Below are 20,562 nucleotides of genomic sequence, written 5' to 3' on the forward strand. Positions count from 1 at the left end.
AGATTTTCTCCTGTTTAACTTTCAAGTGGCGATCTTGGCGATCGCCTTCACTTCAATAACGGTTTAATTAAACTGGCGATCGCATCGCAACGAAATTGATTGACTAAATCAGTTAATGCGTCTCCTAAAGAGCGATGTTGTTCGGGAATTTCGGCAATTAAACTAAGTATTAAATAATCTTCAAGACTGAGAGCCGCTTGATAGACGCGAGTTAACCAATCAACAGACATTACTTCTAAACTCTCAGTTGTTAATGAATAGGTAGGTTTAGTTTCCTCTGATAATGAATCCTCTGCGTACAGATAGCTAATTCCTAAATGTTTTGCCATTATTTCAAAAATTGTTGATTCTCGAAAAGGTTTTCTGACAAAATCATCACATCCGGCTGAAAGCGTGATGATTTTTTCTTCTTCTAAAACACTAGCAGTTAAGGCAATTACTGCGGTTGCTTGTCCTCTCGTTGTGCTTTTAATATATTGTACAGTTTCATAGCCATCCATTACAGGCATCCTCATATCCATCCAAATTAAATGGGGCTCCCAGTTTTCCCAAATGGCAATTGCTTCTTTGCCATTACTCGCTTCTTGTAGCTCAAATCCTAATGGTTGCAACAATTTGATTAATAATTTACGATTAACTTCTTTATCATCAACAACTAATATTTTATAATGAGAATCACTAGATTTAAGACCAATGACGCGAGATTTTTCTTCTCTATTTTCGATATCTTTTGCCGTGACAATTTGTACTTGAATATCAAAGGCAAATATTGTCCCTATTCCTACCTGAGAACTGACGGTAATATCGCCTCCCATCAACTGAACAAATTTACGACTAATGGGTAAGCCCAAACCTGTTCCTTCTTGAGAATTTTTTCCAGTTTGGGTTTGTCCGAAGGCTTCAAAAAGTAGATCGATTTCCTCTTCTGCAATTCCCTCTCCTGTATCTTCAATCTCAAATTTTATTGTTGTTTGTTGTTGATTATTTTTGTTTTTATGAGTATCAATTGTGTTCCTATTAACCACGGATAATTGTTCGGGATTTGTTGCAGTAATTCTTAATGAAACTCCACCCTCGGAGGTGAATTTTAAAGCATTATTGAGAAGATTAATCAAGACTTGACGCAATTTTATCGGGTCTGTGGTAATGTATTGTGGGGTATTGCGATCCCATTCAAATAGTAGTTGTAACTGTTTGCTTTCGGCTCTGAGAGAGAAAATATCTTCAATCTCGTTTAAGAGTCTATAGAGGTCGAAACTTTGAGGATTGAGGGATATCTTTCCCGCTTCTATTTTGGATAAATCTAAAACATTATTAATCAAGGTTAAAAGATATTCACCACTACGATTAATAATACTGATATTTTCTTGCTCTTCTGAAGATAATTTCTGCGATCGCAGCATCAGTTGAGAAAATCCGAGAACTGCATTTAAAGGAGAACGTAACTCGTGGCTCATATTAGCAAGAAAGGTACTTTTGGCTCGGTTCGCTACTTCTGCTTTGTCCCTAGCAAAAATAAGCTCTTTTAAAGTAGACTGTAGGCTACCCGTCTTTTCCGCAACTTGCCGCTCTAAATCTTGCTGATAGTTTTGGCGCAATTTTTCCGCCTCCAGGAGGGATTGTGCCATCTGACGAAAGGATTCCGACAGGGTTTCTACCTCGCGAATTCGGGTAGGTTTCAGGGAGCGATCGAGGTTGCCAACGGCAAAATCTTGGGTTGCTTGAGTGAGTTGAAGCAGCGATCGCGAAATTCGCCTCGATGTCCACAGGCCGCTGGCGATCGCCACCATTAAGGCTAATCCGCATAAAACGACAGTGCGATGAATACTGGCATGAATTTCTCCCAAAAATTCCGACTCTGGTATAACCGTGACGATCAGCCAGTCCAATCCATATCGATCGCGATAGGGACTCACTCTAACAAAAGGTTTGTGAGGGAGATCTGGGCGCAATAATGACCCTTCTGCGATCGCGGACAAATTTCCATAGTGTTGCATTAAATAGCGCGTAACATTGCGGGTAAAGGGGTCTTGTGAATCCTTAGCATTGAGTCTTATTTCTTTCCCATTGATGAGGGGGACAGGGGATTCATCGGCAGAAGTCGCCACGATTGACCCCGATCGCTCCATAATAAAAATATTGCCTGCGCGATCGCCTTTTAGTTCTTGCAAAAATTGACCGAGTTGATGGAGTTCGATATCAATTCCAAAAACCCCTAACAACTGCTTTTCCTCGTTATAAATAGGGGTACTGGCAGAGATACTAATGCGATCGGGGAAACCATCCCAAGTATAAACCGCACTCCAAACTGGTCCTCCGGCTTCTACGGCATCGGTATACCAAGCCAAATCGTTTCTTTCTGTATTTTCCAGCACCTTCAGCACATCTCCCTTATTTCCCTTCTCGTCCACCTTATATCGAGTCACAGTCCTCAGATTAGACCGAGGGATTTCTCCAGTTACAAGGTTATCTTCTGATAAGTAAGCATTGGCACGAAAAGAACCATCCGCTCCACCAAAACCAATAGCAGCAAAATCAAACAATAGTATCTGCCGATAAAAATATCGACCAAGGGCATCAAAATCGTTAATATCTAAAATTCCGGCCTGAAATGCCGCCAAATTTGCCGAGTTAATGGCTTGACCTCTGCCCAAATAATCGTTAAGGTGGCGATCGATGCGTTCTCCTTGTTCTGTCATCAATTCATTGGCTAATTGTGCGATCGCATTTTGCCCGGTGCGATAGGACAGATAAGCCACTAAACTCGTAATACCGATAACTTGCAAGGCCAGTTGGACGGTTAAAACCACATAAAGGGGTATTTTTTGTTGGCTAGAAAAAGATGGCATTGCAAACAAAATATCCTACACCTCAAAATCTATTGTCCTCATTATCTACTAATTTTCCTAAACATTCCCCAAAATTTTTGGCTAATCTCCCAGCAATTTTCTACCATATTGCGATTAATTATTTTTGCATTTAGTGTTACATTTATAATACACTGAATTTTAGCTAGAGCAAGTCAGGAACCTCAGCTTAAAGGCGTGAGGCTTGAAAGAGAAATCTGACAAGCCATTCTGACCAGACTAAGTACCTTGCGTACTACGTTATTTGGGTCACGACACCTGGGAATGCGAAGCTAGTTCCCCGCTCTGTCGTTAGTAGTTAAACAATTTTAAGGTCACTGAGATAGTGCTGCTAACCTAACAAGCCTAAATAACATTGCGGTCAGACCCCGGCGAATCGAATTCGCCTAGGGAATGCTGACCAAGAGAGTCGAAGCTAACATTACCCGTTTACGGAGAGGCAGAAATGCCAAATTATGTATTAGTAATTAATACTAATAAACAGCCGCTAAATCCTTGTCACCCCTCGGTAGCAAGGAAATTGCTTAAAACCAATAAAGCGGCGGTGTTTAGAAAATATCCATTTACTATCATTTTGAAAAAGGAAGCAACCAATGTAGCAACTGAACCAATACAATTAAAAATTGACCCCGGTTCTAAAACAACAGGAATAGCTCTGGTTCAAGGAGATAAAGTTATCTTTGGCGCTGAAATTATTCACCGTGGTTTGGCTATCAAATCCAGTTTAGATTCACGGAGAGCATTACGTCGTAGTCGTCGTAATCGTAAAACTAGATACCGTCAAGCTAGATTTTTGAACAGAAAAAGACCTCAAGGCTGGTTAGCACCATCTCTACAGCATCGAGTTGATACTGTGCTTACTTGGGTTAACAAATTAATTAAACTTGCTCCTATTACTGGTATTTCTCAAGAGTTGGTAAGGTTCGACTTACAACAACTAGAAAATCCTGAGATATCAGGAATAGAGTATCAACAAGGGAAATTAGTTGGCTATGAAGTAAGAGAGTATCTGCTCAACAAATGGGATAGAAAATGTTCTTACTGTAATGCTGAAAATATTCCCTTGCAAGTTGAACACATTCATCCTAAAGCCAAGGGCGGTACTAATAGAATTAGCAACCTATGTTTAGCTTGTGAACCCTGTAACACCAAAAAAGGAACTAAAGATATTAAGGTATTTTTAGCTAAAAAACCTGAAGTGTTAAAACGCATTCTATCTCAAGCAAAACGCCCTTTAAAGGATGCGGCGGCTGTCAATTCTACTAGATGGGCTTTGTTCAACTTTTTACAAGCTATCGAACTAACAACAACTACAGGGTCGGGAGGTAAAACTAAATTCAACAGAACACGATTAAATCTACCTAAAGAACATTGGATTGATGCAGCGTGTGTCGGTAAGGTTGATAATTTAGAATTATTAACAAGCAAGCCATTGCTAATCAAAGCAACAGGTCATGGAACTAGACAATCTTGCAGAACCGATAAGTATGGTTTCCCTTCTCGTTATGTACCACGCTTTAAATTTGTTAAAGGTTTCCAAACGGGTGATATCGTGAAAGCTGTTGTAACTAAAGGCAAAAAGATAGGGAATTATCTTGGTCGTATTGCAGTACGTTCAACAGGAAGTTTTAACATTTCTACCCCAAATGGATTAATACAAGGTATTAACCACAAATATTGCCAGACAATTCACAAAAAAGATGGTTACGTTTATTCAATGTAAAGCCGTCCTATAAGGACGGGGTTTCTACCCAATTTTTCTGATGAACCGATTTGAAGTTGAATCTCGCACGATTCTCATTGCCTTAACGGGATCGCGGGGCTATAAGTTAGATATTGAAACTTCCGATTATGATTATCGGGGTGTTTTTATTGCCTCTCAACCTTATTATCTAGGATTTGATGAGATTGAACAAAAAGATAAAGATTGGGACAAAGAAACCGAAAATTGCCAGTTTCCTTTTTTATCTGAAGATACCAGTATTTATGAACTGCGGAAGTTTTTAAAACTTTCGGTTGATAATAATCCCAACATTCTCGAATTGCTTTGGTTTAAAGATTTTGTTCACTTAACCGAAGTGGGAAAAATCCTCTTAGAACATCGAGAAATGTTTCTCTCGAAGCGGGTCAAAAATACTTATTCGGGATACGGATATGCCCAAATTAGGAAATTAGAAACCCATCGCCGTTGGTTGCTCAATCCTCCCCAATCTAAGCCAACTATTGAAGAATTTGGCTTAACAGATACACCTCCGTTAACTGTGAACGAAATCAATACATTTTTGGAATATTTGTATCAGTTAGTGCGCGATCGCATTGAATTTCTCGAACCAGCAGAACAACTTTATCATCTCTTAGTTGCCGATATCGATTATAAAGGTATTTTAAAACAACATTCTTTACCCGATGAAGTTCTAGATTATACGCAAAAATTAACTAATAGCACTTCCGATTTTATCAAACTTCTGCATAAAAGTCAACGTTATCGCACTGCTTGTCGGGAGTATAAAAACTATCAACAATGGCAAAAAAATCGCAACCCCAAACGGGCAGAAATGGAAGCAAAAACAGGTTATGATTGCAAGTTTGCCATGCAAGCAATTCGCCTTTTAAGAACAGGAATTGAAGTGCTAAAAACCCATAATTTAATCGTAGATCGTCAAGAAGCAGGAGATGCAGAAGAATTATTAGCCATGAAACTTGGGGAATTCAGTTATGAAGCAATCATGGAAATTGCTAACGATCTTTACAAAGGATTAGATGATGCTTATCGCGAATCTACTTTGCGCGATCGCGTCGATAAAGAAGCCGTCAATCAACTTTGTATCGATCTTGTCACCAAAATGGGTTGGTAAAAATGTTTTACAGAGGACATAAGTAATATTTCCTAGCATATCAATGTAAAAGATGAGAATATGGCGATCGCCAACTGGGGAATGAGAAGAATTTGTTGCTGGCGATCGCGTAGACTCGAAATAATTCTGGTACATTGAATAATTCCCTTAGAGTATAAACCGCTAAAAACGATGATGAAACGAAGAAAGCTAATTTTCGCATTGACCCTAACTGCTTCCATTGCGGCGATCGCAGCATCGGGATGCAGTAACCCAGAAAGTAGCACCCCAACCGAGGATAGTGACGCAAAAACCCTCGTTATGGCCACCTCCGCAGACTATCCCCCTTATGAATTTTACGAAACTGCTAAAGGCGAAGGAAAACCCATTGGCTTTGATATCGATATTGCCACCTATATTACCAAAGAGTTAGGGTATGAACTTGAAGTCAAGGACATGGACTTTAATGGCATTATCCCTGCTTTACAATCCGAACGTGCCGATTTTGCCATGTCGGGAATGACCCCAACAGAAGAACGCAAACAAAGTGTTGACTTTTCCAGTATTTATTATGATGCTAAAAATACCATCGTTACAGCAGAAGGATCTGCATATAAAAGCTATAAAGAACTAGCAGGAAAAAAAGTTGGCGTTCAACTCGGAACAACCCAGGCTGAAGAAGCCAAAACAAAAGCCGAAGAAGTTGGCGGTATTACCCTCGAACCTCGTAATAAAATTAGCGATCTGATCCAGGAAGTGAAAGCTGGTCGCATCGATGCAGCTATTATTGAAGATACTGTTGCTAAAGGATATATCAAGACAAATCCCGATCTAGTTTTTACGGAAATTGAAGAGAGTGGAGAACTATCCGGATCTGCGATCGCTTTCCCCAAAGACTCGGAGTTAGTGGATAAATTTGAAGCCGTTCTTCAAGAAATGAAAGAAAATGGAGAACTGGAGAAATTAGTACAAAAATGGTTTGAAGATTACTACGAAAAACAAGAAGGTAGTGCAGAATAATTTAGGATTAAACTAACAATGAATCTCGAAATTGTCGAAATCATTTCTCACTATCATCTAGCCGAATTTAATCTAGATTTTGCGAGGATTGCCCCCTCCATCCCTTTTATCTTGACGGGGCTTGTTATCACCCTCAAATTCACCCTAATTTCAGCATTTTTTGGCTTTTTATGGGGAACGATCCTTTCGTTGTTTAAGATTTCTAGTCTTAAACCTCTCTATTGGTTTGGTCTGGCTTATACTTCGATTTTCCGAGGCACACCTCTACTGGTTCAATTATCGCTGATCTACTTCGCAACACCGCAATTAACGGGATATAATATCTCCGGTTTTGAAGCTGGGGTGATTACCTTTTCCCTTAACTCAGGTGCCTACATTTCCGAAGTTATTCGGGCGGGAATTTTGGCGATCGATAAGGGGCAAACCGAAGCAGCAATGTCCCTGGGGGTGACATATCGACCCATGATGATAGATGTTATTTTACCTCAAGCCATCAAGAATATTTTACCAGCTTTGGTAAACGAATCGATCGCGCTTTTAAAAGACTCAGCCCTAGTCTCAACAATTGGCGCACAAGACCTCTTACGTCGCGCCCAAATTGTCGGGGCAGAAAAGTACGTTTACTTTGAACCGTTGTTGCTGGTTGCGGTTATTTACTATCTCATGGTTATGATTCTCACCGTGAGTTCGACAATTCTAGAAAATCGCCTGCGTCGCAGTAGTTAAGAATTGAATCATTAGGAATTAGGTTCACCAATGGAGGAAATCATGTCAGATAATTCAGATAATAACGTTGCCATTCGGATCGATCGCCTGGTGAAATCCTTCGGCAGTTTGCAAGTTTTAAAGGAAATTAGTACCGAAATTAAGCGCGGTGAAGTCGTCGCAACTATCGGTCCTTCAGGTTCGGGAAAATCCACATTTTTACGCTGTTTAAACTTGTTAGAAATGCCGACATCAGGTAAAATTTATATTGATGGGATTGAAATTACTAATCCCAAAACTGATGTTATGAAAATGCGCCAAAATGTGGGTATGGTGTTTCAACATTTTCATCTTTTTCCTCACATGACAGTGCTACGCAATATTATGTACGCCCCAATAAAGGTCAAGCAAATTTCTGAAGAAACCGCGCGTCAAAAAGCATCGGAATTATTAGCGCGAGTGGGGTTAGCAGAAAAGGCAAATGTGTATCCATCTAAGTTGTCAGGAGGACAAAAACAACGCGTCGCGATCGCGCGGGCTTTGGCCATGGAACCGGATATTATGTTATTTGATGAACCAACATCAGCCCTCGATCCAGAAATGGTAAAAGAAGTCCTTGATGTGATGAAGGGAGTTACTGAAAGTGGCATGACAATGGCTGTTGTCACCCATGAGATGGGGTTTGCGAGGGAAGTAGCCGATCGCATTCTTTTTCTCGACGGAGGACGTATTGCAGAAGATGCAACACCGGATGAGTTTTTCACCAGTCCGAAAAGCGATCGGGCTAAACAGTTTTTGGAGAAAATATTATAAAGTATTATAATATCATATTTTGGGAGATTGTAAATCTCCCAAAAAGATAAAATTCATATTTTTCAAAAATGCAGCAGAAATATAATGTTATTGAATTATTTGCCGGATGTGGAGGCATGGCATTAGGATTTGAAAATGCTGGTTTGCAAACTGAATTTCTGGTTGAAATTGATAAGAATTGTGTGAATACTCTAAAAATTAATCGACCAAACTGGAGGATATTGCATGATAATGTTACTAATATTGATTTTAAACACTATCGAGATAGAGTTGATATTGTAGCGGGAGGTTTCCCTTGCCAAGCCTTTAGTTATGCAGGTCACGGTAAAGGATTTGAAGATACTAGAGGAACACTATTTTTTGAATTTGCCAGATGTTTATCAGAAGTTCATCCTAAGATTGCGATCGCAGAAAATGTTAGAGGTTTACTCAGTCATCAAAATGGCGAAACTTTAGCCATTATGCTAAAAACTTTGAGGAATTTAGGTTATAATGTAGAATATAAACTTCTGAGCGCACAATTCTTAGATGTACCACAAAAAAGAGAACGAGTGATTATTCTGGCAACGCGGCAAGATTTGCAAATAGGGGCTATATTTCCTCAAGAAAAAAATTATACAATTTCTCTGCGAGATGCCCTTCAAGATTGTCCAAAATCAAGAGGAGTTCAATACAAAGACCGCAAAAAAGAAATTATGGAATTAGTTCCACCTGGAGGGAATTGGCGCGATTTGCCAGTTGAAATTCAGAAAGAATATCTGAAAAATAGTTTTTATAAAGGAGGAGGAAGAACTGGTTTTGCCAAAAGACTTTCTTGGGATGAACCAGCATTAACTGTAACTTGTAGTCCCGCACAAACACAAACAGAAAGATGTCATCCTGACGAAACAAGACCTTTAACAGTAAGAGAATATGCACGGATTCAAACATTTCCCGATCGCTGGCAATTTACAGGTTCTTTAAGCGCTCAATACAGACAAATTGGTAATGCAGTTCCTGTCAACATGGCTTATCATTTAGGTCAGTGTTTAATTGCAATGTTAAGAGGGTTTGGAGACCAAACCCCTACAAACGATTAAATAAAATTACTGATTTGCTGACGATAAAGCGATCGCATTTTTTTGCTAAAATAAGCTGATGCGAGTAGAGTATAGAGGGAATAATGAAAAAACCATTTGTCGGATTAAATCGGTATCAAATTGGCTGGCCTCCTTTGGGATGGGCATATCTCTATCTCGATTTTGGACTGTTAAAGAATATGTCTCATCAAGAGGCATTGACAAAATTAGAGGCAATGGGTTATGAACCGAGTTTAAGGTTAAAGCAAACTGCTGATGGAATCATTCCTTGCGCTCTTTTGAAAGTAGTTGAGTTGGACGATCCCACATCTCCAGACAGTCCTTTTGAGGATATCATTGAAATGCTACAGATCGCTTTTGATGGAGCAGTGCGATCGCCGTCCGGTCGTCCAAAGGGATATTTGCGAAACATCGGTCTCGACCCGGAAAATCTGCCCGCGATCGCAGAAGAGGAACTTGAACCAGTTGGCTAAAAATGGGATTTAAGTAACCCGATCCGATCTCACATCCAAAGGTTTTAATGCGTTAATAATTGCTTCAATTTTGCTGAGTTTCGTCCTCAAAAAATTAGAATTGGCTAACGATTAAATAAAATTTAGGATTTGTAGAAGAGGGAGACTGTGCGAGAATATAATATTCGTTGTTTCGGGTATTTGCAAACACAAATTGACCCGTTAATCGTTGAGTTTCTCCATTAATGCGAACAGTGGGGAGAAGTAAACTTTTTTTAAGTTGTAGAGTTTGGTAATCGAAAATGGAGAGGCGATCGAAAGCGAGAGAATTTGTCCCACTGTTTCGATCCAAAACAATAATTTTTTGGTCAAGACTAGAAAATGCTACTCTTCCTCTCGAAATTTCGCCCCTCTCGGAATTAGCAGCAACATTCAACTGGCGAACATTAATTTCTCGCGTATTTTGATTGAAAAGTAGAGTAAAAATTGAGCCATTATCCGTTAAAACCCGGCGTTTTTCGAGATCGAACCATAAATAACCACTCCGAGAAAAATCCCCCGCAATGGTTTTCAGTTGTACAGTGGGACGCGGATCGTTTTGGGAAATATCGATTTGCTGAATTGTCGGAGTCTGCGATCGCCCAATAATACCAAAAATTGCTTTACCACCAGGGTGCAGGGCAAAATAAGTTTGAGAAAAATCCTGCGTGTTATCCTCGGGGGTTTGGGTTACTTCTCCAGTCTCCCCGTCGATCGCCCATAAACGCCGATCGCGTTGGGGAGAAATATAAACCCAACCCTTATTAGCTAAGACTAAATCAAAAATATCCACCGCGATCGGTAATGTTTTCATTATCCGTCCCTGTCGCAGGTCCACCCAAGAAACATGGCGATCGTGACCGATCGCGGCAATTTCTCCCTTTGGACCCAGGGAAACCCCAAGGGGAGGATAATCGAGGGGAATCTCTTGCTGGCGGCGGGAAAAAGGACTATAAACAATAAGACGAGGGGGATTATTGACCGCGATCGCAATTTTGTTGAGAGTGGGATGATATTCCGCATCGATCGCCTCAAAATTCAGAGGGATCGCCTCCCCCGACAATTCTGCGAGAGATGCTTCTGGAGAAGTATTACTTTCAGGATCCCCAGGTTCCACGGGAGAAATAACCTGGGGAACTTCCGTATTGTTGGGTAATATCGGTACGGGTTGATGTTTGCGTCCTGCTAAAAATAAAGCCAGGGCGATCGTCCCCATAACCCCCACTCCCAGCATAAATTGGCGCGATCGCCCAGAAAATTGAGCAAGGGTGAAATACTGTCTTGGCAAAGGTCGAGTGGGACGATGCAGAAGGTGCGCGATCGCCTCCAAAGCCTCTGCTGCGGAGTCATAGCGTTGGCGAAAATCATAACGCACCATGCGATCGATAATTTGCGCCAAATCTGGGCTAACATGGGCGCGATCGCGCCAAATCAATTCGCCAGTTTGAGGATCGTCAGCTAATCTTTCAGGATCGATCCCTGTTAAGGCTTCAATCGCCACAATGCCCACAGAATAAACATCGCTGCTAAACTTAGGCTTACCTTGTGCTTGTTCGCTGGGAATATAACCAGGAGTCCCGATACCCACCGTCAGATTACCACTCGTCCCCTCTTTATCCAAGCGTTCCTCAATTTGTTTAACCGCTCCAAAATCAATCAGGACAAGTTTACCATCTTCCTCTCGTCTGCGAATATTGGCGGGTTTAATATCTCGGTGAATCACATTAGTTTGGTGAACAAAAACAAGGATTTCTAGAATATCTTGCAGGAAAGCAACAACGGCACTTTCCGGTAAAGACTGACCTGGAATCAGTTCTTGTTGTAAATCATGTCCTGGAATATACTCTTGAACGAGATAAAACTCGTTATTTTCTTCAAAATGTGCCAACAAGCGCGGAATTTGGGGATGTTGTCCCAACTGACTGAGAACTTTTGCTTCATTATCGAATAAACGTCGGGCTAGATCGAGAATATCCGGAGTTTTGCGATAAGGTTGCAAATGCTTGACCACACATTGAGGCATTCCCGGAAATTGTTCGTCTCGGGCCAGAAAAGTATAACCAAATCCCCCTTCTCCCAAGGATTCTAAGAGACGATAGCGCCCGCAGAGTAAATCTTCTCGGGGAAGTTGAGTTTGGGGAATGGGGAGGGGATTTTGGGAGATCGGAAGGGTAGGGGTAAAGGTGAGGGTTGTCGATCGATCGATCGCGTTGGCTGTGGTGAGAGAAGTAGCATTTAGCCATTTCAAGGCTTCTGTGGCATTAGTATAGCGGCGATCGCCTTCCTCAGCGATGCTAGATTCGAGGAATTCGGCAAAGCGATCGCTAATTGTGAGGCGATCGCGCCAAGATAAGCGCTCATTTTTATCTCGCGGTAGGGCATTAGGAGATAATCCCGTTAAGGCTTGAATAGCCAGCATCCCCACCGCGTACACATCATAACTGGGGTCGGGTTTGCCTTGGGAGAATTGCGGGGCGTAACCCGAGGGGGCGATCGCGCCGCGAATACCGATTTTCCCTGCTGGGTTAATATCGAGAGTGCTAATTTGTTGAACATTACCAAAATCCACCAACACGAGTTGATTATCTTTCCTGCGACGTAGGAAACTATTGGGGTTAATGGCGCGGTGAATGAGTTGATGCTGATGAATAAAAGCTAAAATTGGCAAGATTTCTTGCAGGAGTAAAACCGTGCTTTCTTCGTCTAAAGGTTGTCCTTGTAGCGTGTTTGCCAGGCGATCGCCGTCGATATAGTCTTGGATGAGGTAAAAACTGCCATCCCTTTCAAAGCGATCGTAGAGTTCCGGAATTTGCGGATGTTCCCCCACTTCTGCGAGAATGCGAGTTTCCTTTTTGAAGAGATATCTGGCATATTTAACCAGTTGAGGATGGCGCGATCGCAGAGTCAGTTGACGCAAAATGCGACGAGGATTTCCAGGCAAACTGAGGTCTTCCGCCAAGTAAGTTTGGCTGAATCTTCCCGTGGAGAGATGGCGCGTAATGCCATATCGTTGGCCAAGGATAGTTCCCTGCATTTTGCGGAGATGGAGTAGAGATCGAGAAAGCACTGAGAAAGCAAGTTAGCAAAACTCCGCATTTCTTCTCTTATTTTGCCTCATTCCTCGACAATTCCCAGGGATTAATGAGATTAATTTGGGTCTTAACTCTTTGCATAAGAGGTTTCTAGCCAATCAAATATTCTATCCATTTGTTCGAGGCTGATTAATCCATATTGCCAGAGAATCATGGGGAGGAGGCTAGGAGACTGTTCTCTATGGCGCAATGCTAAGTTGATAGAATCGCTAGGAAGGGCGAGTTCGTCCTGTAAGAAGTTAATAAAACGAGTGGCGATGGTAGATTTCATGGTTTTTCTAAAAAATGTGTTGATTAATAAAAGGGTTATCTTAAAATGGTTTTAAAGTTTTTTATCTCGAAAACCTATCCGAACAATTCTTAGTGTCCCTTAATTCTTCAACAAGTAGAGCGATCGATCCCGTCTATCTGGTGTGAATTCGATCTAATTTTGAGACGATCGCGATCGGGTAACGAGGGGATCGCGATCCCCGTTACTTAGCGATGGCGATCCCCGATTCTGTGCGATCGCGATCGCAGCCAAACTTATTAAATCTTAAGGAATACCCTTGACAAGGTGAAAAAATGGGTGTAGAAATGTAAACGAATGTGAAACGTTCATCTCCCCACCAAAAAATAACGCGACCAAACCAAATCGGTTTTAAGATTTTTCTGAACTCTGAAAGATTTAGCGCTAAAAGTGACGTGTGAAATAGCGCCCAACGTGGAGAGACGGAAGTAGGTGAATCGCCGAAGGAACGCACTGCATCCTTCTCAAATTAAAAATGTAGGACTATTATGTTTGCACCTCTAACGATTGGTTTATCGATTGCATTGATGGCAATCTATCTAAATTTCAGCAGCAATGAAGAGATCGTTAAAGTAACCGCCGCGATCGTCGCCCTGGTCTGCCTGTTGCTCAGTTTGGTGTTTTGCCCTTTAATGATTAAAATTCCCATTGTTGCGATCTTATTAATAAGTAATAAATTCAATCCGTTTAAATTTTTTACCCCTTCTTAACTTAAAATCCTAGAAAAAAATTCACGATATAAGGCAAACTGGGGATTTTTCTCTTGTTATCTTGCGATCGAGATGGTACACTCGATCCCAAATAGACAGAGGAAGAAATAATTCAAAATCAAAAAATGACGACAAAAATTCCTCAACAACGCTGGCATATTGCCTCAGAATCTCCAGAACAGATTGCAGATTTAGTGAAAGTTACGGGGCTATCTCCTCTTCTTGCACAAGTATTAATTCAGCGCGGCATTAAAACACCCGAACAGGCTCAATTTTATCTCAATCCGGAAACAGAACAGTTACCACTTCCCTTAGAAGAATTTCCCGATTTAAAAAAAAGCGTCGATCTCTTAGAAGAGGCCATTTCAGACGGCGAAAAAATCGCCATTTGCGGGGACTACGATGCCGATGGAATGACCAGTACCGCTCTATTATTACGCGCTCTGAGAGCTTTTGGTGCCAATGTCGATTATGCTATTCCCAGTCGCATGAAAGATGGTTATGGCATTAATGAGCGCATTGTCACAGAATTGGCCGAACAGGGAGTAGGGTTAATTCTGACAGTAGATAACGGCATTTCTGCTTACGATCCGATCGCCTTAGCTGTTGATTTGGGAATAAGCGTTATTATTACCGACCATCACGAAGTCCCAGAAAAAATCCCCCCCGCCGATGCTATTCTCAATCCTAAACTTATTCCTGAAAATTCTCCCTATCGCGGTTTAGCTGGGGTAGGAGTTGCTTATATTTTAGCGGTGACAACGGGGCAGCGTTTGGGTACTTTGCGCGGTTTAACCAATACTTTATTAGAATTGTTTACATTAGGAACAATTGCCGATCTTGCTCCTTTAACTGGAGTGAATCGACGCTGGTTAAAACGAGGTTTGAGAAAGTTGGCCAAATCAGAACTAGCAGGGGTACAAGCATTAATGGAATTATCGGGAGTTAAAGATGAAAAAAAGCCCGTTAAACCCGATGCGATCGGCTTTCGTCTGGGACCGAGAATTAATGCGGTGGGACGCATTAATGAACCAGAAATTGTGATTGAGTTATTAACCACAGATGATAAAGGTATTGCCTTAGAAAGAGCCATGCAATGCGAGGCCACTAATCGCCAACGTCAGCATCTTTGCGAACAAATTGAACTGGAAGCGATTCAACAGATTGAAGCAGGAAAAATTGATTATAAAAAAGATAGAGTTTTAGTTATATTTGGTGAAACTTGGCATCATGGTGTTATTGGTATTGTTGCCTCTCGTTTAGTCGAACGATATGGCGTGCCTGTATTTATTTGTACCAGTGAAACTGATAAGAAAATGATGCGCGGATCGGCACGGGGAATTCCTGAATTTAATGTTTTTGAAGCCTTAAATTACTGCCAAGATTTACTGGGAAAATTTGGCGGTCATCACGCAGCAGGAGGATTTAGTTTCGCCGCAGAAAATTTTTCCGACTTCCAGAAAAAATTAAGTGAATTTGCCTGTCAATGTTTGCAAATAGAACATTTAAAACCATTAGTTAATGTGGACACTTTAGCCAATTTAGATTGCGTGACCGCATATTTCTACGAACAAATCGAAAGTTTGCAACCTTGGGGAATTGGCAATGCAACCCCAGTATTTTGGACTCCTAATGTTCGTCTTTTGGATCAGCAAACTTTGCGAGGGAATCATCTTAAATTAACTTTGGGGCAGAAAATTGCGGGAAAAATGTACCAAATTAAGGCGATCGCCTGGCGTTGGGGAGAATATTATCCCTTACCCAAGACTCTCGATATTGCCTATAAATTGAAGGAAAATACCTTTAATGGTGCAACTAATATTGAACTAGAAATTGTTGGGGTAAGACCTGCAACCCAAACCCAGGAAGAATCTCAAAATGAGGTTCAAAATATCCCAAGTAATCCTGAAATACCTAAAAATAGCATTACAAAAGCTAAATTTGTTTATAAAAATCGTTCTTTTAATTGTAGTTTTTGGAGTTCTCTCAATGAACTGCGAATTAAAAACGATCGCGGTGAAGTTTTAGTTTTAACCCCCGGTGCAAAAACAGCACTTTTAGGGAAAACGCGAGATACAGCAAAAGAACTTGACATGAGCAACCCTTATTTATTAGGATTAGTTAAAGCTGCACTGGATGTATTAAAAATATCTGAAAATAAGGCAGCAAATGTAGGTTGATTCGATCGCATATCTCAAACCGCGCGAATAACTTGCAAGACACGATCCAAATCTTCCCATTCTCCCACGATACGACGCACTGGATGCGGCCAAGCGCGGACTAAAGTGGGGATAGCCGAAACATGATTAATCTCCGCTTGTTCGGGATGCTTAAAAATGTCGATCACTTTGAGAGTATAGGGAGAATGCAAGCGATTTTCTAAAAGTTGATGGAGGATTTGTAATGTTTTTTCCGTCGCCATTGTATTTCCTGATACAAATAAGCGCAATACATAATTGACACTCGTATCTGTTAAAGCGATCGCCTCTTTTTCTGTCTCATTACTCTCATTATTCCTCTCTTGCAGGCGATCGTAAGCAACAACAAGGTCATGTTCTTGCCAAAGTTGAGGAAAGCGATCGCGGTAACTCTCAATAATCAGTGGTTCGCAGGTTTCTTCCTTCCAAGCAACCCTTTTCCAGTTGACCCCTTGAAGGCCAAAAACAGTATCGAGTAATGTCCGATAACGCATCACAGCAGGATAAGCCTCGGCGATGGTTTGCACTTGTTGACTTTCAGGATCGAACCAGCGATCGACCGTTGCAGTATAAGTTGGAACGAGGAAATGAGGGGGTTCGGACAATCCCAATAATTCCTGCAAGCCAACGCAGAGATGAGTATGCCATTTGCCTTGTTTGCTGGGATCGATCGCATAGATCAAATCCCCTCCAGGTGTAAATAAAGCAATGCCTTTAAACAGTTTTGACAAATTAGTTCTTTGTTGTTAGTTATTAGGTATGGATTAAAGAAAAAAGAATGAAGAAAGAACAATTTTATGATTTATCCTTCCTCATTCAGCATTTAGCATTCCCCATTAAATTCGACCGCGTAACATTTGTGCCATTTCATTCGGAGTGGGAGATTTTTCTAGGGCTGTTTCTTCAGTAATGCGACCTTCTTCATAAAGAAAATAAAGCGCTTTATTCATTGTCGTCATGCCATCATATTCACTTTGCATCATTAGTTCGTGCATCTCTTCATACTGTCCCTTACTAATATATTCCTTCATTGTTTCTGTATTAATGAGAATATCGTGAAAGGCGGCTCGTTTACCATCTGTTGTTCGACACAAACCTTGAGCAATAATTGCCACAAGAGATTCCGCCAAAGCAATTCGCATAGAATGCTGTTCTTCTGCCGAATAAAGATTGAGAATCCGTTCAATGGTTTTAACCGCACTGTTTGTATGGAGAGTTCCCATCACTAAGTGACCAGTTTGTGCCGCTTTCAGAGCAGTATTCACCGTGCCGCGATCGCGCATTTCCCCCACCAGAATCAAATCCGGATCTTCCCGCAACGCTGCTTTGAGGGCATTATCAAAAAGGAGAGTATGGGTGCCGACTTCCCGATGTTTAACCAAGGATTTACGGCTTTTGTGAATGAATTCAATCGGATCCTCAATAGTAATAATATGCTTGGCGTGTTCCTTATTGATATAGTCGATCATCGCCGCCATTGTCGTTGACTTTCCCGATCCCGTTGGACCCGTCACTAAAACCAAACCTTTGTGAGCATCAGAAATATCTCGCAGAACTTCCGGCGCTCGCAATTGTTCCATCGTCAATATTTTAAGCGGAATTAAGCGCATGACGATCGAGGGACCCGTGAGGCTATCAAAAACATTGATCCGCACCCGTGCAAAGTCATATTGTGTTGCCGTATCGAGTTCTTTGGTGTCCTTAAACTGTTGAATTTCTTGTTCGCTGACAATTTCAGCCATCCAACTCCAAAAAGTAGGCTCGTCGGTGATGGGATAATCTTCAAGAATCATCATTTCACCGCGATCGCGCACCCGAGGCTTTTCTCCCACCCCCAAATGAATATCCGAATAGCCGTCGTCATTGGCTTTATTGATCACTTCCTCCATACTGGGTTGCCCTGGAGGCCGTTGCGGTCCTTTGGGTTGCGCCTGTTGGGTTGCGCGAGGCGGTGTCCCGCCAGAACGAGGAGGGGCGGAGGGTCTGGCGGACATTTGTTGGGTAGCGTCACTGGGGGCGGGGGGTCTAGTAGCGGGAGGCCGTCCTGGAGGGGCAGGGGGACGGCGAGGAGGGGCAGGGGGACGAGATTGGGTCATCGTTCAACAACTCCGAGTTGAGGTGGTAGAAGGATTATTCCCCATCATAATCTTTGATATTGCATTCCGGGTAATTGTGTTACTAATCCCTGTAATTCCAGTTCCAATAAAGCACCGGATACTTCTCCTGGAGGAAGCCCGCAATCCTGCACGATCGCATCAAAGGGAGTCGGTTGGGGGGTAATACTATCCCAGATTTGTTTGAGTTTGGGGGGGAGATCCGGGGGGGATTTTTGCCCCTTGGCATCTAATTGAGGAATGGTCCCCAGCATTTCTAGGAGTTCTTTTTCTCCTAAAATGAGGTGCGCCCCTTGGTTGGCTAAATGCAAACAACCCGAGGATTGAGGGCTATCAAGGGAGCCTGGTAAAGTATAGACATCCCGCCCAAATTCGTTGGCGTAACGGGAGGTAATTAAGGCACCCGATCGCCTTGCTGCTTCCATCACTAAAATGGCGCGACTGACTCCGGCGATGATACGGTTGCGCGGGGGAAAGTTTTTCCCTTCTGGGGGAGTACCTGGGGGATAATCGCTGAGAATTAATCCTTGTTCGCACAGTCGGTGATAGAGGTGGGTATTGCTGCGGGGGTAGATGACATCAATGCCAGTGCCTAAGACGGCGATGGTTTTTCCTCCTGCGGCTAAACAGGTTTGATGCGCTTCCGTGTCGATCCCCGCAGCCATACCCGAGGCGATCGCGAATCCGTGTTGGGTTAAAGCGCGACTAATTCTCTGGGTCCATTTTTTCCCGTATGCAGTAGCGTTACGGGTTCCAACGATGGCGATCGCTGCCTGGCGATTGGCGAGGAGATCCCCTTGTCCGCGATAATATAACACCGGGGGAGGACTAGGAATTTCTAGCAATAAAGAAGGATAGTTCGTATCGGCAGGAGTCCAAAATGTAAACCCTTTGGCAAGATATTTTTCTAATAATTCCTCGGGCTGGATGCGCGATCGCCCCGAGGCGATCGCGCTACTGGATTTTTCACCCAAGCCATCTATCTCCCAAAATGCTTGTCTGGGAGCATTCCAGGCTTCTTCCATACTGCTGAAATGTTCTCGAATGCGTTTGAGGGTAACGGGACCCACTCCCGAAATTTGCGACCAAGCCAGCCAATAAGCACGTTCTTGCTCCAACTCTTTTGACTCCTTTCTGAGAAACTTTAGAAAAAATTTTGTTTTTCAATTGAGAATTAGTTTCATTAAGCGTACAATAGGAAATCGCGATACCGAATAACTATTGGAGAAAACGCTCATGACCGCTAAAACCCGCACTTTATTATCCCTTGCCACTGGACTCAGTTTACTGATCGCAGCCGGATGCAGCAGCAATCAGCCTGGGAATACAGAAGCATCTAACACAGAAAGCGAGCCTAGTCAAGCAGGAGAAATAAATCTTTACTCTGCTCGTCACTATGATAGTGATGATGCCTTGTATGAAAACTTCACAAAAGAAACAGGAATCAAAATCAATCTCATTGAAGGGAAAGAAAGTGACTTAATTGAGCGAATTAAAAATGAGGGAGATAATAGCCCTGTAGATGTATTCATTACGGTTGATGTTGGTAATTTGTGGAAAGCGCAAGAAGAAGGAATTTTACAACCTATTTCTTCCGATATTTTAGAAAAAAATATCCCAGAAAATTTACGAGAAGATGAGGGCTATTGGTTTGGGTTAACAAAACGAGCAAGACTAATTGTTTATAACAAAGATAAAGTTAAAGCAGAAGACTTATCTACTTATGAGAATTTAGCTACCCCAGAATGGAAAGGAAGGATTTGTATTCGCAGTTCTAGCAATATCTATAATCAATCCCTTGTTGCCTCAAAAATTGAAGAATTAGGAGAAGAAAAAGCCGAAGAATGGGTGAAAGGAGTCGTCAATAATTTTGCCCGAGAACCGGAAGGAAACGATACATCTCAGATTGAAGCTGTCGCTTCTGGAGAATGCGATGTTGCTCTCGTAAATAGTTACTATGTTGCTCGTTTAATGCGTTCTGATGATGCCAAAAAGAAAGAAATTGCGGCAAAGATTGGTGTATTTTTCCCGAATCAAGAATCTGGAGGGACTCATATTAATATTAGCGGTGCAGGAGTAACAATTAATGCTCCTCATAAAGAAAAGGCGATCGCCTTTATTGAATATCTGACTTCTCCAGAAGCCCAAGAAATCTTTGCCGATGGAAACAACGAATATCCTGTTGTTTCAGGTGTCTCTGAAAATGAAACTGTGAAAGCATTAGGCAATTTTAAAGAATCAGAACTTGATGTAGAAAGTTATGGTGAAAAGAATGCCGATGCTGTCAAAGTAATGGATCGCGGGGGTTGGAAATAACTTGCTTTATCGTTAGGGTGGTTATTGCTCACCC

Annotated in this window: 16 protein-coding genes and 1 riboswitch; of the genes, 10 read left to right on the plus strand and 6 right to left on the minus strand. The window is 41.9% G+C overall.

Annotated elements, in window-relative coordinates:
- Nucleotides 1–47: 47 nt before the first annotated feature.
- Complete coding sequence (locus VB714_RS16520; protein WP_323225739.1) at nucleotides 48–2,849, minus strand: ATP-binding protein; 2,802 nt, start codon at nucleotides 2,847–2,849, stop codon at nucleotides 48–50.
- Nucleotides 2,850–3,312: 463 nt separating this feature from the next.
- Here VB714_RS16520 and iscB point away from each other — a divergent pair, with 463 nt between their 5' ends.
- The 7 genes from iscB (at nucleotide 3,313) to VB714_RS16555 (ending at nucleotide 9,791) form a co-directional block, all read left to right on the plus strand.
- A complete protein-coding gene (gene iscB, locus VB714_RS16525) occupies nucleotides 3,313–4,590 on the plus strand; it encodes an RNA-guided endonuclease IscB (protein ID WP_323225740.1) in 1,278 nt (425 codons plus the stop codon).
- A 40-nt stretch (nucleotides 4,591–4,630) separates the two neighbouring features.
- A complete protein-coding gene (locus VB714_RS16530) occupies nucleotides 4,631–5,722 on the plus strand; it encodes a DNA polymerase beta superfamily protein (protein WP_323225741.1) in 1,092 nt (363 codons plus the stop codon).
- Nucleotides 5,723–5,896: 174 nt separating this feature from the next.
- A complete protein-coding gene (locus VB714_RS16535) occupies nucleotides 5,897–6,721 on the plus strand; it encodes a transporter substrate-binding domain-containing protein (RefSeq protein WP_416309714.1) in 825 nt (274 codons plus the stop codon).
- A gap of 18 nt (nucleotides 6,722–6,739) precedes the next feature.
- Nucleotides 6,740–7,447: an amino acid ABC transporter permease gene (locus VB714_RS16540; RefSeq protein ID WP_323225743.1), complete on the plus strand. Its 708-nt coding sequence runs from the start codon at nucleotides 6,740–6,742 to the stop codon at nucleotides 7,445–7,447.
- A 42-nt stretch (nucleotides 7,448–7,489) separates the two neighbouring features.
- Nucleotides 7,490–8,239, plus strand: a complete 750-nt coding sequence (locus VB714_RS16545; protein ID WP_323225744.1) for an amino acid ABC transporter ATP-binding protein — start codon at nucleotides 7,490–7,492, stop codon at nucleotides 8,237–8,239.
- 68 nt (nucleotides 8,240–8,307) lie between these two features.
- On the plus strand, nucleotides 8,308–9,318 hold the full coding sequence (locus tag VB714_RS16550) for a DNA (cytosine-5-)-methyltransferase (RefSeq protein WP_323225745.1): 1,011 nt from the start codon (nucleotides 8,308–8,310) through the stop codon (nucleotides 9,316–9,318).
- An 83-nt stretch (nucleotides 9,319–9,401) separates the two neighbouring features.
- A complete protein-coding gene (locus VB714_RS16555) occupies nucleotides 9,402–9,791 on the plus strand; it encodes a hypothetical protein (protein WP_323225746.1) in 390 nt (129 codons plus the stop codon).
- A 94-nt stretch (nucleotides 9,792–9,885) separates the two neighbouring features.
- Here the strand turns inward: VB714_RS16555 and VB714_RS16560 are convergent, their stop codons facing one another.
- Nucleotides 9,886–12,843 carry a protein kinase domain-containing protein gene (locus tag VB714_RS16560; RefSeq protein WP_323225747.1) on the minus strand — a complete coding sequence of 986 codons (2,958 nt, stop codon included), beginning with the start codon at nucleotides 12,841–12,843 and terminating at the stop codon, nucleotides 9,886–9,888.
- Nucleotides 12,844–12,968: 125 nt separating this feature from the next.
- Nucleotides 12,969–13,172, minus strand: coding sequence for a DUF2949 domain-containing protein (locus tag VB714_RS16565; RefSeq protein WP_323225748.1), 204 nt, complete (start codon nucleotides 13,170–13,172; stop codon nucleotides 12,969–12,971).
- Nucleotides 13,173–13,493: 321 nt separating this feature from the next.
- Nucleotides 13,494–13,645, plus strand: a riboswitch (Glutamine riboswitch).
- Nucleotides 13,646–13,678: 33 nt separating this feature from the next.
- Here VB714_RS16565 and VB714_RS16570 point away from each other — a divergent pair.
- Complete coding sequence (locus VB714_RS16570) at nucleotides 13,679–13,900, plus strand: hypothetical protein (RefSeq protein WP_323225749.1); 222 nt, start codon at nucleotides 13,679–13,681, stop codon at nucleotides 13,898–13,900.
- A gap of 125 nt (nucleotides 13,901–14,025) precedes the next feature.
- A complete protein-coding gene (gene recJ, locus VB714_RS16575; RefSeq protein ID WP_323225750.1) occupies nucleotides 14,026–16,080 on the plus strand; it encodes a single-stranded-DNA-specific exonuclease RecJ in 2,055 nt (684 codons plus the stop codon).
- A 14-nt stretch (nucleotides 16,081–16,094) separates the two neighbouring features.
- Here recJ and VB714_RS16580 read toward each other — a convergent pair whose 3' ends face one another.
- The 3 genes from VB714_RS16580 to dprA all read right to left on the minus strand — a co-directional run bounded on the left by VB714_RS16580 (nucleotide 16,095) and on the right by dprA (nucleotide 19,330).
- Entirely contained in the window at nucleotides 16,095–16,829 is a 735-nt protein-coding gene (locus VB714_RS16580; protein WP_323225751.1) for a circadian clock KaiB family protein, read from the minus strand.
- Between the two features lie 105 nt (nucleotides 16,830–16,934).
- The gene (locus tag VB714_RS16585) at nucleotides 16,935–18,194 is read right to left on the minus strand and encodes a type IV pilus twitching motility protein PilT (RefSeq protein ID WP_323225752.1); all 1,260 of its coding nucleotides are present in this window, start codon (nucleotides 18,192–18,194) and stop codon (nucleotides 16,935–16,937) included.
- A 44-nt stretch (nucleotides 18,195–18,238) separates the two neighbouring features.
- Complete coding sequence (gene dprA, locus VB714_RS16590; RefSeq protein ID WP_323225753.1) at nucleotides 18,239–19,330, minus strand: DNA-processing protein DprA; 1,092 nt, start codon at nucleotides 19,328–19,330, stop codon at nucleotides 18,239–18,241.
- A gap of 118 nt (nucleotides 19,331–19,448) precedes the next feature.
- Between dprA and VB714_RS16595 the strand changes: the two genes are divergently transcribed.
- Nucleotides 19,449–20,528 (plus strand): Fe(3+) ABC transporter substrate-binding protein, encoded by a 1,080-nt coding sequence (locus VB714_RS16595; RefSeq protein WP_323225754.1) that lies wholly within the window; start codon nucleotides 19,449–19,451, stop codon nucleotides 20,526–20,528.
- Nucleotides 20,529–20,562: the final 34 nt, after the last annotated feature.

This window comes from Spirulina sp. 06S082, from assembly GCF_034932145.1.
In the GTDB taxonomy this organism is placed as follows: Bacteria; Cyanobacteriota; Cyanobacteriia; order Cyanobacteriales; family Spirulinaceae; genus CCY15215.

What these genes read in the sequence shown, in the direction of transcription:
- VB714_RS16520 (WP_323225739.1), bottom strand. Translation starts at nt 2,849, where the DNA reads ATGCCATCTTTTTCTAGCCAACAAAAAATACCCCTTTATGTGGTTTTA.
- iscB (WP_323225740.1), top strand. Translation starts at nt 3,313, where the DNA reads ATGCCAAATTATGTATTAGTAATTAATACTAATAAACAGCCGCTAAAT.
- VB714_RS16530 (WP_323225741.1), top strand. Translation starts at nt 4,631, where the DNA reads ATGAACCGATTTGAAGTTGAATCTCGCACGATTCTCATTGCCTTAACG.
- VB714_RS16535 (WP_416309714.1), top strand. Translation starts at nt 5,897, where the DNA reads ATGAAACGAAGAAAGCTAATTTTCGCATTGACCCTAACTGCTTCCATT.
- VB714_RS16540 (WP_323225743.1), top strand. Translation starts at nt 6,740, where the DNA reads ATGAATCTCGAAATTGTCGAAATCATTTCTCACTATCATCTAGCCGAA.
- VB714_RS16545 (WP_323225744.1), top strand. Translation starts at nt 7,490, where the DNA reads ATGTCAGATAATTCAGATAATAACGTTGCCATTCGGATCGATCGCCTG.
- VB714_RS16550 (WP_323225745.1), top strand. Translation starts at nt 8,308, where the DNA reads ATGCAGCAGAAATATAATGTTATTGAATTATTTGCCGGATGTGGAGGC.
- VB714_RS16555 (WP_323225746.1), top strand. Translation starts at nt 9,402, where the DNA reads ATGAAAAAACCATTTGTCGGATTAAATCGGTATCAAATTGGCTGGCCT.
- VB714_RS16560 (WP_323225747.1), bottom strand. Translation starts at nt 12,843, where the DNA reads ATGCAGGGAACTATCCTTGGCCAACGATATGGCATTACGCGCCATCTC.
- VB714_RS16565 (WP_323225748.1), bottom strand. Translation starts at nt 13,172, where the DNA reads ATGAAATCTACCATCGCCACTCGTTTTATTAACTTCTTACAGGACGAA.
- VB714_RS16570 (WP_323225749.1), top strand. Translation starts at nt 13,679, where the DNA reads ATGTTTGCACCTCTAACGATTGGTTTATCGATTGCATTGATGGCAATC.
- recJ (WP_323225750.1), top strand. Translation starts at nt 14,026, where the DNA reads ATGACGACAAAAATTCCTCAACAACGCTGGCATATTGCCTCAGAATCT.
- VB714_RS16585 (WP_323225752.1), bottom strand. Translation starts at nt 18,194, where the DNA reads ATGACCCAATCTCGTCCCCCTGCCCCTCCTCGCCGTCCCCCTGCCCCT.
- VB714_RS16595 (WP_323225754.1), top strand. Translation starts at nt 19,449, where the DNA reads ATGACCGCTAAAACCCGCACTTTATTATCCCTTGCCACTGGACTCAGT.